At 66.7% G+C, this 11869-nt stretch carries 13 protein-coding genes; 2 read left to right on the top strand and 11 right to left on the bottom strand.

Annotated elements, in window-relative coordinates:
• Positions 1–225: 225 nt before the first annotated feature.
• The 11 genes from fusA to SRAH_RS11550 all read right to left on the bottom strand — a co-directional run bounded on the left by fusA (position 226) and on the right by SRAH_RS11550 (position 9937).
• Positions 226–2328, bottom strand: a complete 2103-nt coding sequence (gene fusA, locus SRAH_RS11605; RefSeq protein ID WP_029463502.1) for an elongation factor G — start codon at positions 2326–2328, stop codon at positions 226–228.
• A 101-nt stretch (positions 2329–2429) separates the two neighbouring features.
• Positions 2430–2900: a 30S ribosomal protein S7 gene (gene rpsG / locus SRAH_RS11600; RefSeq protein ID WP_029463501.1), complete on the bottom strand. Its 471-nt coding sequence runs from the start codon at positions 2898–2900 to the stop codon at positions 2430–2432.
• Between the two features lie 180 nt (positions 2901–3080).
• A complete protein-coding gene (gene rpsL, locus SRAH_RS11590) occupies positions 3081–3458 on the bottom strand; it encodes a 30S ribosomal protein S12 (protein ID WP_029463500.1) in 378 nt (125 codons plus the stop codon).
• Between the two features lie 121 nt (positions 3459–3579).
• Entirely contained in the window at positions 3580–4245 is a 666-nt protein-coding gene (locus SRAH_RS11585) for an exopolysaccharide biosynthesis protein (protein WP_029463499.1), read from the bottom strand.
• Positions 4246–4300: 55 nt separating this feature from the next.
• Positions 4301–4699 (bottom strand): hypothetical protein, encoded by a 399-nt coding sequence (locus tag SRAH_RS11580; protein WP_029463498.1) that lies wholly within the window; start codon positions 4697–4699, stop codon positions 4301–4303.
• 145 nt (positions 4700–4844) lie between these two features.
• Complete coding sequence (locus SRAH_RS11575) at positions 4845–5942, bottom strand: NAD(P)-dependent alcohol dehydrogenase (protein ID WP_029463497.1); 1098 nt, start codon at positions 5940–5942, stop codon at positions 4845–4847.
• Positions 5943–6078: 136 nt separating this feature from the next.
• Complete coding sequence (locus SRAH_RS11570; protein ID WP_029463496.1) at positions 6079–7269, bottom strand: D-alanyl-D-alanine carboxypeptidase family protein; 1191 nt, start codon at positions 7267–7269, stop codon at positions 6079–6081.
• An 18-nt stretch (positions 7270–7287) separates the two neighbouring features.
• Complete coding sequence (locus tag SRAH_RS11565; RefSeq protein ID WP_029463495.1) at positions 7288–7932, bottom strand: alpha/beta hydrolase; 645 nt, start codon at positions 7930–7932, stop codon at positions 7288–7290.
• Between the two features lie 15 nt (positions 7933–7947).
• Entirely contained in the window at positions 7948–8295 is a 348-nt protein-coding gene (locus tag SRAH_RS11560) for a (2Fe-2S) ferredoxin domain-containing protein (protein WP_029463494.1), read from the bottom strand.
• Positions 8292–9437 carry a VanZ family protein gene (locus SRAH_RS11555; protein WP_029463493.1) on the bottom strand — a complete coding sequence of 382 codons (1146 nt, stop codon included), beginning with the start codon at positions 9435–9437 and terminating at the stop codon, positions 8292–8294. Before SRAH_RS11555 ends, SRAH_RS11560 begins: the two co-directional genes overlap by 4 nt.
• A gap of 71 nt (positions 9438–9508) precedes the next feature.
• Positions 9509–9937 (bottom strand): CopD family protein, encoded by a 429-nt coding sequence (locus SRAH_RS11550; RefSeq protein ID WP_029463492.1) that lies wholly within the window; start codon positions 9935–9937, stop codon positions 9509–9511.
• Positions 9938–9980: 43 nt separating this feature from the next.
• Between SRAH_RS11550 and SRAH_RS11545 the strand changes: the two genes are divergently transcribed.
• The gene (locus SRAH_RS11545; RefSeq protein WP_029463491.1) at positions 9981–10943 is read left to right on the top strand and encodes an SMP-30/gluconolactonase/LRE family protein; all 963 of its coding nucleotides are present in this window, start codon (positions 9981–9983) and stop codon (positions 10941–10943) included.
• A gap of 92 nt (positions 10944–11035) precedes the next feature.
• Positions 11036–11869, top strand: an 834-nt coding sequence (glcE, locus tag SRAH_RS11540) for a glycolate oxidase subunit GlcE (RefSeq protein ID WP_029463490.1), incomplete at its 3' end; no start/stop codon positions are given.

Here is an 11869-nt window from a genome sequence, read left to right as displayed (position 1 = left end):
CGTGGCCGATGGTGCCTACGTTGACGTGCGGCTTGGTCCGCTGGAATTTTTCCTTTGCCATGATGCAAATATCCTTGAATGAAAAAAGAACAAAGCCCGTGTGGGTTTAAGGTCTGCGGTGGCGGCGGCGTCACGGGCAACGCCGCCTCCCTAGGTGGGGCACCTCAGACCGGGGCTTTGCGCGCCGCAACCGAAGCCGGTGCGGCAGCGCGCAGGCCGGGAAACTTACTTGGCGCGGGCCGAAATAATGGCTTCTTGCACGTTGCGCGGGGCTTCCGAGTAGTGCTTGAATTCCATCGTGTAGGTGGCACGGCCCTGCGACATCGAGCGCAGCGTGGTCGAGTAGCCAAACATTTCCGAAAGCGGCACTTCGGCCTTGATGGCCTTGCCGCCACCGACCATGTCTTCCATGCCCTGCACCATGCCACGGCGGCTGGAGAGGTCGCCCATCACGTTGCCGGCGTAGTCTTCCGGGGTTTCCACTTCAACCGCCATCATGGGCTCAAGGATCACCGGCTGCGCTTTGCGGCAGCCTTCCTTGAAGCCAAAAATGGCCGCCATTTTGAAGGCCTGCTCGGAGGAGTCCACATCGTGGTAGGAGCCAAAGTGCAGCGTGACCTTGACATCGACCACTGGGTAGCCCGCCAGCACGCCGGTGTTGAGCGCTTCGACCACGCCTTTTTCCACCGCCGGAATGAACTCGCGCGGCACCACACCGCCCTTGATGGCATCGACGAACTCGAAGCCCTTGCCTGGCTCTTGCGGCTCGATCTTGAGCACCACGTGGCCGTACTGGCCCTTGCCGCCGGACTGGCGCACGAACTTGCCTTCGGAGTCTTCGATGGTGCCGCGGATGGTCTCGCGGTAGGCCACTTGTGGCTTGCCGACGTTGGCCTCAACGCCGAACTCGCGCTTCATGCGGTCGACGATGATTTCCAAGTGCAGCTCGCCCATGCCGGCGATGATGGTCTGGCCCGATTCCTCGTCGGTCTTGACGCGGAACGACGGGTCTTCCGAGGCCAGGCGGCTCAGGGCGATGCCCATTTTTTCCTGGTCGGCCTTGGTCTTGGGCTCCACCGCCTGAGCGATCACGGGCTCGGGGAACACCATGCGCTCCAGCGTGATGATGGCCGAGGGGTCGCACAGGGTTTCACCGGTGGTGACTTCCTTGAGGCCGACGCAGGCGGCGATGTCGCCGGCGCGGATTTCTTCGACCTCGATGCGGTTGTTGGCGTGCATCTGCACGATGCGCCCGATGCGCTCCTTCTTGCCCTTGATCGGGTTATAGACCGTGTCGCCTTTTTTCAGCACGCCCGAATAGACGCGCACAAAGGTGAGTTGGCCGACGAAGGGGTCGGTCATGAGCTTAAAGGCCAGCGCGGCCAGCTTCTCGGAGTCGTCGGCGCGGCGGCTGGTGGGCTGCTCGTCGTCGCCGCTGCCGCCCACCGGCGGAATGTCAACCGGCGAGGGCAGGAAATCGACCACGGCGTCGAGCATGCGCTGCACGCCCTTGTTTTTGAAGGCGCTGCCGCACAGCATGGGCTGAATTTCGGCCGCAAGGGTGCGGGCACGCAGCCCCAACTTGATTTCGTCCTCGCTCAAGTCGCCGCCTTCGAGGTACTTGTTCATCAGCTCCTCGTTGGCTTCGGCAGCGGCCTCGACCATCTTCTCGCGCCACTCTTCGGCGCTGGCTTGCAGCTCGGCCGGAATCTCGCGGTAGTCGAACTTCATGCCCTGCGAGGCGTCGTCCCAATAAATGGCCTTCATCTTGATCAGGTCGACCACGCCCTTGAAGCCCTCTTCGGCCCCAATCGGGATCACCACCGGCACTGGGTTGGCCTTCAGGCGCAGGCGCATCTGATCGTAGACCTTGAAGAAGTTGGCGCCGGTGCGGTCCATCTTGTTGACGAAGGCCAGCCGGGGCACCTTGTATTTGGTGGCCTGGCGCCAGACCGTTTCGGACTGCGGCTGCACCCCGCCCACGGCGCAATAGACCATGCAGGCGCCGTCCAGCACGCGCATGGAGCGCTCGACCTCGATCGTGAAGTCCACGTGGCCGGGGGTGTCGATGATGTTGAAGCGGTGCTCGGGGAAGGACAGGTCCATGCCCTTCCAGTAGCAGGTGGTGGCGGCCGAGGTGATGGTGATGCCACGCTCTTGCTCTTGCTCCATCCAGTCCATGGTGGCGGCACCGTCGTGCACTTCACCGATTTTGTGGTTAACCCCGGTGTAAAACAGGATGCGCTCGGTGGTGGTGGTCTTGCCGGCGTCGATGTGGGCCGAAATACCGATGTTGCGGTAGCGCTCGATGGGCGTGTTGCGGGGCATGAAAAATTCTCCGAAAAATACGGGCCAAGCCCGCCACCTCGGCTGGGAGTGCGGCGGGCTTGGGGGTAAGCGATAGGCGAGCGGCCTAGGGCCAGTGCGGCTTAGAAGCGGAAGTGGCTAAAGGCCTTGTTGGCCTCGGCCATGCGGTGCACCTCATCGCGCCGCTTCATGGCGCCGCCACGGCCTTCGTTGGCCTCCAGCAGCTCGTTGGCCAAGCGCAGGGCCATGGATTTTTCGCCGCGCTTGCGCGCCGCCTGCTTGATCCAGCGCATCGAGAGCGCCAAGCGGCGCACCGGGCGCACTTCGACCGGCACCTGGTAGTTGGCCCCGCCGACGCGGCGCGATTTCACTTCCACCATGGGCTTGACGTTGTTGATGGCGGTGGTGAACAGCTCCAGCGGGTCTTTGCCGGATTTTTTCTCCATGGTTTCGAGCGCGCCGTAAATGATGCGCTCGGCGACCGCTTTTTTGCCGCCTTCCATGATCACGTTCATGAACTTGGACAGCTCGACATTGCCGTACTTGGGGTCCGGCAGGATTTCACGTTTAGGGACTTCGCGACGACGTGGCATTTTTACACCTCTTATGCTTCAGTTGGCACCGCTGTGCGGCACCGCGAGAGCCTTCATGGCCCCCACTTACTCGACCCGCGCACACAGCGTGCGTTGGGGCCATACGCCACCGACATGCGCGCCACGCGCACCGGCAACACCGATCACAAGCCGACCTCGGCCTGCAACAAAATGAATGGCTTACTTGGCTTTGGGCCGTTTGGCACCGTACTTGGAGCGCGACTGCTTGCGGTCTTTCACGCCTTGCAAGTCCAGCGAGCCGCGCACGATGTGGTAGCGCACGCCGGGCAGATCCTTGACCCGGCCGCCGCGCACCAGCACCACGCTGTGCTCTTGCAGGTTGTGGCCTTCGCCGCCGATGTAGGAGATGACCTCGAAGCCGTTGGTCAGGCGCACCTTGGCGACCTTGCGCAGCGCCGAGTTCGGCTTTTTGGGCGTCGTGGTGTAGACGCGGGTGCAGACGCCACGGCGCTGCGGGCAGTTTTCCATGGCCGGGCTCTTGGATTTGGTCTGTTCGACCTCCCGGCCCTGGCGCACGAGTTGGTTAATGGTTGGCATTGAAAAAACGTCCCTAAACGTTTGGAAATGAAAACAGCACCTTTTGCCCCCAAGGCAAACGGCGAACCCTTCGGGATGAATCCGAAAAGCCTGTGACTGTAGCACGAAAGCCGCGCGCCGGTCAAGCCAAAGGTGGGTAGACTGCCCCAAAGGCGCGCCAAGCCGCCAGCACCGCCACGGCCACGATGCCCGAGGCGTAGGCGGTGCCGATGGCGCCCAGCAGCAGCGAGAGCAGCAGCATGAGGCCGTCGCGGTGCATCCAGCCCAGGCACAGCGCAATCAGACCCAAGCCGGGCAAGATGTTGCCCAGCGGCAACGGAATGAAGATCAGCAGCGCCATCCAGACGATCCACAGCGCCCACCAGGTGTGGCTGGCGCGGTGCGAGAGCCACGTCAGGCGCGGCCGGATCCAGGTGGCGGCGCAGTCGTGCAACCAGGCCAGCGCGTGCAGGGTGCGCCGGCTCCAGGCGGGGTTGAGGCGCGCGCGCCCGAGCCGCTGCGGCAAGGGGGCCGCCGACGGGTGCCCCCACTGCCAAGCGATGGCAAACATGGCCAGGCTCATGGCGGTGCCCAGCCCCATGATGGGCGGCAGGCACAGGCAGGCCAGCAGCATCAACAGCAAGGGGCGCGAACCGCCGCGACCGTGCAGGTCCACCAGTTCGGCGATGCTGATGCCCTGCGCCCCACCCGGTACCGCAGCGCCAGCGCCCGCCGCGCCCAGCCCTTGGCCCCAAGCACGGCAGCGCTGCGCCCAAGTGCGCGGGCAGATGTCGGGGTTGGGGCTCATGCGGGTGGCGGCTTGAGGGGCCAATTCGGGTTCAGATTTGGGCGCTCAGACCGGTTCAGGCCGGGCGGCGCAGGCTGCGCTTCAAGCCTTGCGCCTTGCTCAGCGCCCAATGGCCCAGCAGCGCCAGCACCACGATGATGGCTGCCACGATGAACCAGAGCACCCACAGCAGCACCGACAAAATGCCCACCAAGCTGGGCAGAAACGGCAGCAGCGACTCCAGCACCCCGACCGTCCAGGCAAACAGATCGCGCAGCGGCAGCAGAAACGCCTCGCCTATCCACGGCGCGAGTTCGGGCGGCACCGGCCACTGCGCGATGATGGCGGCCAGATTGGCCGCCTCGCCGGTGGCGACCTGCGCCGCCAGCCAATCGGCCAAGCCGGTAAAGACCCAGATGGTTCCGGTCCAGAGCAACAAAATCAACAGGGTCACGACCCAGAGCAACAGTTTCACGCAGAGCTTTCAAAAAAACGCTTACCCAAATGGGCGGCCAAACGTGGGAGGCCCAGCGGCCGCCCAAGTTCCTGAGGCCACTATAACGGGATTCGCACCGCTTTGCTGCGCCGCATCAAAAAACCGGCGCTGGCCGCGCCGCCGCTCAGGGCTTGATCGCCACCTTGAGCACGCCGTCGCGCTGGTTGGCAAACAAATCGTAGGCCGCGACGATGTCGTCGAGCCGGAACTGGTGCGTCACCAGCAGGCCCAGATCGAGGCGCCCGCTGGCCACCACGTTCATCAGGCGGCGCATGCGCTCCTTGCCGCCCGGGCACAGCGCGGTGACGATGCGGTGGTCGCCCAGCCCGGCCGCAAAGGCCGAGAGCGGGATTTTTAGGTCTTCGGAATAAACCCCCAGGCTTGAGAGCGTGCCGCCGGGTTTGAGCACGCGCAACGATGCCTCGAAGGTGGATTGCAGGCCCAGCGCCTCGATGGCGGAATCGGCCCCGCGTCCGCCAGTCAGGCGCATGACCTCGGCCACCACGTCGCACTGCTTGAAATTGAGGGTGATGTCGGCCCCCATTTTTTTGGCGATCTGCAGCCGGTGATCGTTGCCATCGACGCCGATGATGGTGCTGGCCCCGAGCAGGCGCGCGCCCGCCGTGGCGCACAGCCCGATCGGCCCTTGGGCAAACACCACCACCGTGTCGCCGATGCGGATGTTGGCGTTCTCTGCGCCCTTGAAGCCGGTGGACATGATGTCGGGGCACATCAGCACCTGCTCGTCGGTAAGGCCTTCGGGCACCGGGGCCAAGTTGGCTTGCGCATCGGGCACCAGCACGTACTCGGCCTGGGTGCCGTCGATCAGGTTGCCAAAGCGCCAGCCGGCGGTGGCCTTGTAGCCGTGGCAACCGCAGCGGCCCGATGCCACCAAGTAGCTGCCGTCTTGCGAGGGCACGCCGTCTTGCGCCGCGTAGGAGTTGAAGTTGGGGCAGATGGCCCCGGCGATGACGCGCTGGCCTTCTTGGTAGCCCGACACGGCGCTGCCGAGTTTTTCGATCACCCCCACCGGTTCGTGCCCCACCGTGAGCCCTTTGGCCACCGGGTACTCGCCCTTGAGGATGTGCACGTCGGTGCCGCAAATGGTGGTGGTGCTGATGCGCACCAAGGCATCGTTGGGGCCCACGTCGGGGATGGGTTTGTCGGCCAGCTCGATGCGGCCCGGCTCGACAAAAATGGCGGCTTTCATCATGGCAGTCATGCGCTTACTCCTGTGGGTGGATCGAACCGAGCCGGAGCCACTGCGCGTGGCAGATGGCGCAATCGGCACAGGATCGGACCCCAGTCTGGCACGGATCGGCCGCGTTGCACAGCCCAATCCCCACCCCAGCGCTCGACTACTGCAGCCAGAGCCGCAGCGCACCCCAAAAGCGCCCCAGCAGGCCGGCTTGCGGCACGGTTTCGAGCACGAACAGCGGCACGTCGGCCACCACATCGCCGCGGGCGTTGCGCACCCGCAGCGTGCCCAGCGGCTGGTCTTTGAGCAAGGGGGCCAGCAAGGGCTCGGGCCGCAGCAGCTCGGTGCGCAGCCCCGCCGCTTGGCCGGCCGGCACCGCCACCACCACCCCCTCGGCGCGCCCGAGCGGGACCGTGCTGGCACGGCCCTGCCACACCGGCGGCGTGGCCACGGGCTGCCCCGGGGCAAACAGGCGCACCGCTTCAAAGGCCGAATAGCCCCAGTTGAGCAGGGTCTGGCTCTGGGCGGCGCGGGCGTTTTCGCTGGCCGCCCCCAGCACCACGGCGATCAGGCGGCGCTGCCCGGCCGCCCCCTGGCCCAGCCCGGCCAAGGGGCGCTGGGCGCTGGCCACCATGCCGTAACCGGCGGCCTCGGTGTGGCCGGTTTTCATGCCGTCGACGGTGGGGTCGCGCAGCAGCAGCAGGTTGCGGTTGTTTTCATTGACCGCCGGCGCACCGGGGTAACGGTAGCGCTGGATGGCAAAGTAAGGCATGAACTCGGGAAAATCCTGGCTCAGGCGCTGGGCCAGCAGCGCCAAATCGCGCGCCGTGCTGCGGTGTCCGGGCGCGCTCAGGCCCTCGGGGTTGAGAAAGCGCGTGCGCGACAGGCCCAACACCCGAGCCTGCTGGTTCATGCGCTCAACAAAACGCTCCACCGAGCCCGCCACGCCCTCGGCCAAGGCGATGGTGGCGTCGTTGGCCGAGAGCACGATCATGCCCTTGAGCAAGTCGTCCACCGGCACCTGCGCCCCTTGCGGCACAAACAGGCGCGCGCCGGGCATGCGCCAGGCGCGTTCGCTCACCGTCAGGGCTTGGGTGCGCTCGATGCGGCCCGCGCGCAAGGCCTCGAACACCAAGTAAGCCGTCATCAGCTTGGTCAGCGAAGCCGGCTCGACTTCCAGCTCGGCTTCGCGCGCCGCCAGCACCTGGCCGGCGGTGGCATCGAGCAGCACAAAGGCGCGCGCGGCGATCTCGGGCGGCTGTGGGCTGCTGGCCCAAGCCCCACCCGAGGCGCCCAACAGCCAAGCGGCCAACAGGCACAGCAACAAGTTGGGGCGATTCAATTGGGTCATGGTCGGGGTAAAAAGGGTTCAGGTCTCGGCCTCGCAGGCGCGCAAATGCCGCAGCGCCAGCGACTTGAGCAGGCCCAAGCGGCCGTGAAAAAAATGCTCGACGCCGGGCACCACGGTAATGGGCAGGCTCTGCGGCCGGGCCCAGTCGAGCACGGCGGCCAAGGGCACCGTGTCATCGACCTCGCCGTGTAGGAGTGCGGTGCGCTCATGGAGTTCGGCCGGCAGGGCGGGCAGCTCGAAGCGGCTGGCCGCCGCCCCCACCAGCAGCACCGAATGCAGCGGCCGCTGCGGCGCCAGTTGCTGCAGGGCCCGCAGCACCACGTAGGCGCCAAAGGAAAACCCGGCCAAAGCCAGTGGCCCGTGCGCGGCCTCGAGCCGCAACAGCGCCAGCAGGTCGTCGGTTTCGCCCACGCCGTGGTCGTGCACCCCGGCGCTGGCCCCGACGCCGCGAAAATTAAAGCGCAACACGCGCCAGCCCTGCTGCACGTGCGCCCGCGCCAGCGTTTGCACCACCTTGTTGTGCAGCGTGCCCCCAAACAGCGGGTGCGGGTGGGCAATCAGCGCCACGCCGGCGCCGGCGCGGGCCTGCAGCGGTTCGTCGATCGCCACTTCCAGCGCCCCCTGTGGGCCTTGCACGAGGCGGGTAAGGGTGTGCGGATTCATGCCGGCACGCTGGGGTCAGCGCCCCACCTCGGGGGCGAGCATGAGGCGCTGCACCGGCACCCCGTCGCGCAGATGCGACTCGATGATCTCATCCAAATCGGCACGATCGACGTAGGTGTACCACACGCCCTCGGGGTACACCACCGCCACCGGCCCGCCGGCGCAGCGGTCTAGGCAACCCGCCTTGTTGACCCGCACCCGGCCCGGGCCGTCTAGGCCCAAGGACTTGATGCGCGCCTTGCAGTGATCAAAACCTTGCTGCGCGCCCTGCTCGGCGCAGCAGGACTGGCCGTTGTCGCGTTGGTTGAGGCAGAAAAAAATGTGGCGCTGGTAGTAGCTCGGCGCGGATGGGGCTGGGTTCATGCGCGGCGATTGTAGACCTGCCCCGGCGCGGCCCGCAAAGCCAGCCGCAAACCCACCCACAGCGCTGCGAAAGGCCACAGGCCCCCCAGCCACTGCGACAGGCCATGCAACTGAATGAAGCGCCCCCACTCCCAAATCTGCAAGGACTGGGCAAAGTACGGCACTTCGGGGGCGCGGTTGAGCAGGGCCAGCGCCAGCACCCACACCAGCAAAGACAAGACGGCAGCGGCCCGGTGCCCCAAGGCCAGACTGAGCAGCGCCAAGGCCAGCGCAAAGCTCAAACCCAGCGAGGCCGATGGGGTCAGCCACGCCCAGGCGTGCGTGGGCCCCCATGTCAGGCTGGCCGACAGCAGCAGGGCCAGCAGCCCCATGGCAAGCGCCAGCAGCAAAAAAACAAAACGCTGCCCAACCCGACGCAGCACCGCGTAGCCCAGCAGCAGCGGCGCCCAGATGCACAAGGCCACCACAATCGCCTCGGTGAGCGGGCTCAGGGGCAGTTCGGGCATGGGCGTGGGCAACCAAGGCTGCAGAAAACTGCCCTCGGTCCACTCGTAGAGCGCGCGCTCGATTCGGGGCCAGATCTGGCCCAGGCCAAAGGGCACCGAGGTGGGGTAAATCAAAGCCAGCGGCCACAGCGCCAGCAGCAGCGGGGCACCGCAGGTCTGCGGCACCAGTCCGGTCTGGTGAAAGGCGCTCCAGCGGGCCATCCAGCGCGAGCGCAACAGCCACAGCGCCAGCCCCACCCCCACGGCAGCGCCCGTTGTGTTGAGCAGCCAATCCACCTGCGACGGCACCCGGTGCTGCACCAGCAGCCCTTGCGCGCTTTCAAGCCCCAGCGACAACAGGCAGGGCAGCAGCAAGCCTACACCGGCGGCCCTGCGCCAACTGCCGTGGCGCGCCACCGCCAAAGTCAGCCACAGCCCCAGCGGCACGTAGGCCAACAGGTTGGCGGCCACATCGAAAACGGTCCAGTGCACGGGCCAAGGCGCTTGCAGGAAAGCCCACAGCGCCACCCCTTGGTAGCGCCATCCGCTAAACGGATACAGGCTGGCATACACCACCAGCAGCGCGTACAACAACGCCAGCAGCAGCGCCAGCGAAGGCGGCTTGGAGGCGGGGGACAGGGGGCCGAGTGGACGCATGGCGCAAATCGGATCAGGCAATCAAAGGGCCGGCAGCAGACACGCAGGCGCAGACAATCGGGCGGCGCGCCTCAAAAGGGCTTGAGCACCACCAACAACACCCCCGCCACCAGCAACAACACCGGCGCTTCATTGAACCAGCGGTACCAAACGTGGCTGCGCCGGTTGCGTCCCAACTCAAAAGCGCGCAACAATACGGTGCAATAGCCGTGGTAAGCCAGCAGCAGCAGCACCACCAGCAGCTTGGCGTGCATCCAGCCGTTGCCAGGCCCCCAACCGATGCCATAGCCGATCCACAACCACAAACCCAGCCCCAAAGCCGGCACGGCCAGCAGCGTCATGAAGCGCAGCAGCTTGCGCGCCATCAGCAGCAGGCGCGCACGCTCGGCCTCGCTGCCCGGTGCGACCAGCGCCAAATTAACAAAAATGCGCGGCAAATAAAAAAGCCCCGCAAACCAGCTGGCCACGAAGATAATATGAAAGGCTTTGACCCACAACATGCGGCTAGTGTAGCCCGGAGCCGATAGGGAAAGGATAAGAAGCATGGCCGATACCGTCAGCGCCGAATGGCAAGTCGTGAGCGATGTGCTGTGCGCCTCGGGCGAGGCGCCGTTCTGGAGCGCGCGCGAAGAGCGCCTGTACTGGATCGATCCGCCGCTCAAGCGCGCCTGGCGGCTGCACCTGCCCAGTGGGCGCGCCGAACACTGGGGCTTTGCCAGCCCCATCACGGGCCTGACCCCTTGCCGCAGTGGCGGCTTTGTGCTGCTGCTGGGCGATGGCCTCTACCATGCCAACACCTGGCTGGATGTGCCCACCTTGCTGGCCCCACTGCCCCCGATCGACGCCGACTCGCTGTGGCGCGCCGGCACCTGCGACCCTTGGGGGCGCCTGTGGCTGGTCGCCCAAACGCGGCCAGCCGCCCATCGCCCCAGCCCCTCCTGCACCCTGTATTGCCTGCGCGCGCGCAGCTCCAGCCAGCCGCCGCTGGAACCGATTCGACAGCACGTGGGCGACTGCCTGGGCCTGTCTTGGAGCCCCGACGGCCGCAGCGCCACGTGGTGCAACACCCGCCTTGGGGAAGTCGTGCAGGCGGCGCTGTCACAGCCCGGTAGCTGGCCACCCGAGCTGAGCGCGCCGATGCCCTTGGCGCGCTTTGTGGTGAACCCGACCGCGCCCGGCGCCCAGTCCGTCTCAATCGAGGCGGCTTTCGAGGGGCTGCCCCGCAGTGGCACCCTCGATCAAGCCGGAAACTATTGGGTCACCCTGATCGCCACCGGTCGGGCGCGGTGCCTAGATGGCAATGGCCGCACCTTGCTTGACTGGGCGGTCCCGGCACTCTACCCCAGCGGCTCGTGCCTGGGCGGGCAAGACGGCCGCACCCTGTTCGTCACCTCCATGCGCGCCGGCCTCAGCGCCGCTGGGCTCGCGCGCCACCCGCAGTCGGGGGCCGTGTTTGCGCGCCGCGTCGACACGCCTGGTTTGCCCGTGCCGCTGTACTGGGACTGAGGCCGGGCGTTAAAAAAAATCATGCGGCCGCCGCCGGCAGCGGCGCTACCATTGGGGCCATGCAAGCCCCTTCCGATTCAGCCAGCCCCCCCTTGGCCCCCGCCCTCCAAACTTGGATCGAGCAACTGCACACAGCACGCCAAGAAGGTCGGCGTGTGTGCATCGTCGGCGCCGGCAGCAAGGCTTTTCTGAGCCCGCCCCACGATCCAGCCTTGGTCGAGCTGCGCACCAGCGCGTACCGCGGCATCGTGGCCTACGAGCCCTCGGAGCTGGTGGTGACGGCACGCGCCGGCACGCCGCTGGCCGAGCTGGAGGTGCTGCTGGCCGAGCAGGGCCAGTATTTGGCCTTCGAGCCACCGCACCATGGCCCCGGGGCCACCGTTGGCGGGGCGGTGGCGGCGGGCCTGAGCGGCCCGGCCCGCGCCAGCGTAGGGGCGCTGCGCGACTTCGTGCTTGGGGTGCATGCGGTCAACGGGCGCGGCCAGTACCTGGAGTTTGGCGGCCAGGTGATGAAAAACGTGGCCGGCTACGACCTCAGCCGCTTGTACGCGGGCAGCCTGGGCAGCCTCGGGGTGCTGGCGCAGGTCTCGCTCAAGGTGCTGCCGCTGCCACCGGCCGAGGCGACGCTGCGCTTCGAACTGCCGCAAGCGGCCGCGTTGCAGCAACTGGCGCGCTGGCGCGCCCAGCCGCTGCCGCTCAACGCCAGTTGCTGGGTGCGCGACAGCACGGCAGCGGATGCGCCCGAACACCTCTACGTGCGCCTGCGCGGCGCTGTGGCCGCCGTGGCCGCCGCCGGCCCGCAGATGCTGGCCGATGCCCCCGGCGAACGGCTCGATGCAGCCACCTGCGCCGCCGATTGGCAGGCCTGCCGTGAGCAGACCCTGCCTTTTTTCACCCAGCCACCGGCGGCTGATGTGGCGGCCGCC

It is taken from the genome of Serpentinimonas barnesii, from assembly GCF_000696225.1.
GTDB lineage: Bacteria > Pseudomonadota > Gammaproteobacteria > Burkholderiales > Burkholderiaceae_C > Serpentinimonas > Serpentinimonas barnesii.
This window is presented reverse-complemented; position numbering and strand designations above follow the sequence as displayed.

Excerpts from the sequence above, each read along its gene's own strand:
- SRAH_RS11575 (WP_029463497.1), bottom strand. The coding sequence starts at position 5,942 with ATGACTGCCATGATGAAAGCCGCCATTTTTGTCGAGCCGGGCCGCATC.
- SRAH_RS11565 (WP_029463495.1), bottom strand. The coding sequence starts at position 7,932 with ATGAATCCGCACACCCTTACCCGCCTCGTGCAAGGCCCACAGGGGGCG.
- SRAH_RS11550 (WP_029463492.1), bottom strand. The coding sequence starts at position 9,937 with ATGTTGTGGGTCAAAGCCTTTCATATTATCTTCGTGGCCAGCTGGTTT.
- SRAH_RS11545 (WP_029463491.1), top strand. The coding sequence starts at position 9,981 with ATGGCCGATACCGTCAGCGCCGAATGGCAAGTCGTGAGCGATGTGCTG.
- SRAH_RS11585 (WP_029463499.1), bottom strand. The coding sequence starts at position 4,245 with ATGAGCCCCAACCCCGACATCTGCCCGCGCACTTGGGCGCAGCGCTGC.
- rpsG (WP_029463501.1), bottom strand. The coding sequence starts at position 2,900 with ATGCCACGTCGTCGCGAAGTCCCTAAACGTGAAATCCTGCCGGACCCC.
- SRAH_RS11555 (WP_029463493.1), bottom strand. The coding sequence starts at position 9,437 with ATGCGTCCACTCGGCCCCCTGTCCCCCGCCTCCAAGCCGCCTTCGCTG.
- fusA (WP_029463502.1), bottom strand. The coding sequence starts at position 2,328 with ATGCCCCGCAACACGCCCATCGAGCGCTACCGCAACATCGGTATTTCG.
- rpsL (WP_029463500.1), bottom strand. The coding sequence starts at position 3,458 with ATGCCAACCATTAACCAACTCGTGCGCCAGGGCCGGGAGGTCGAACAG.
- SRAH_RS11560 (WP_029463494.1), bottom strand. The coding sequence starts at position 8,295 with ATGAACCCAGCCCCATCCGCGCCGAGCTACTACCAGCGCCACATTTTT.
- SRAH_RS11570 (WP_029463496.1), bottom strand. The coding sequence starts at position 7,269 with ATGACCCAATTGAATCGCCCCAACTTGTTGCTGTGCCTGTTGGCCGCT.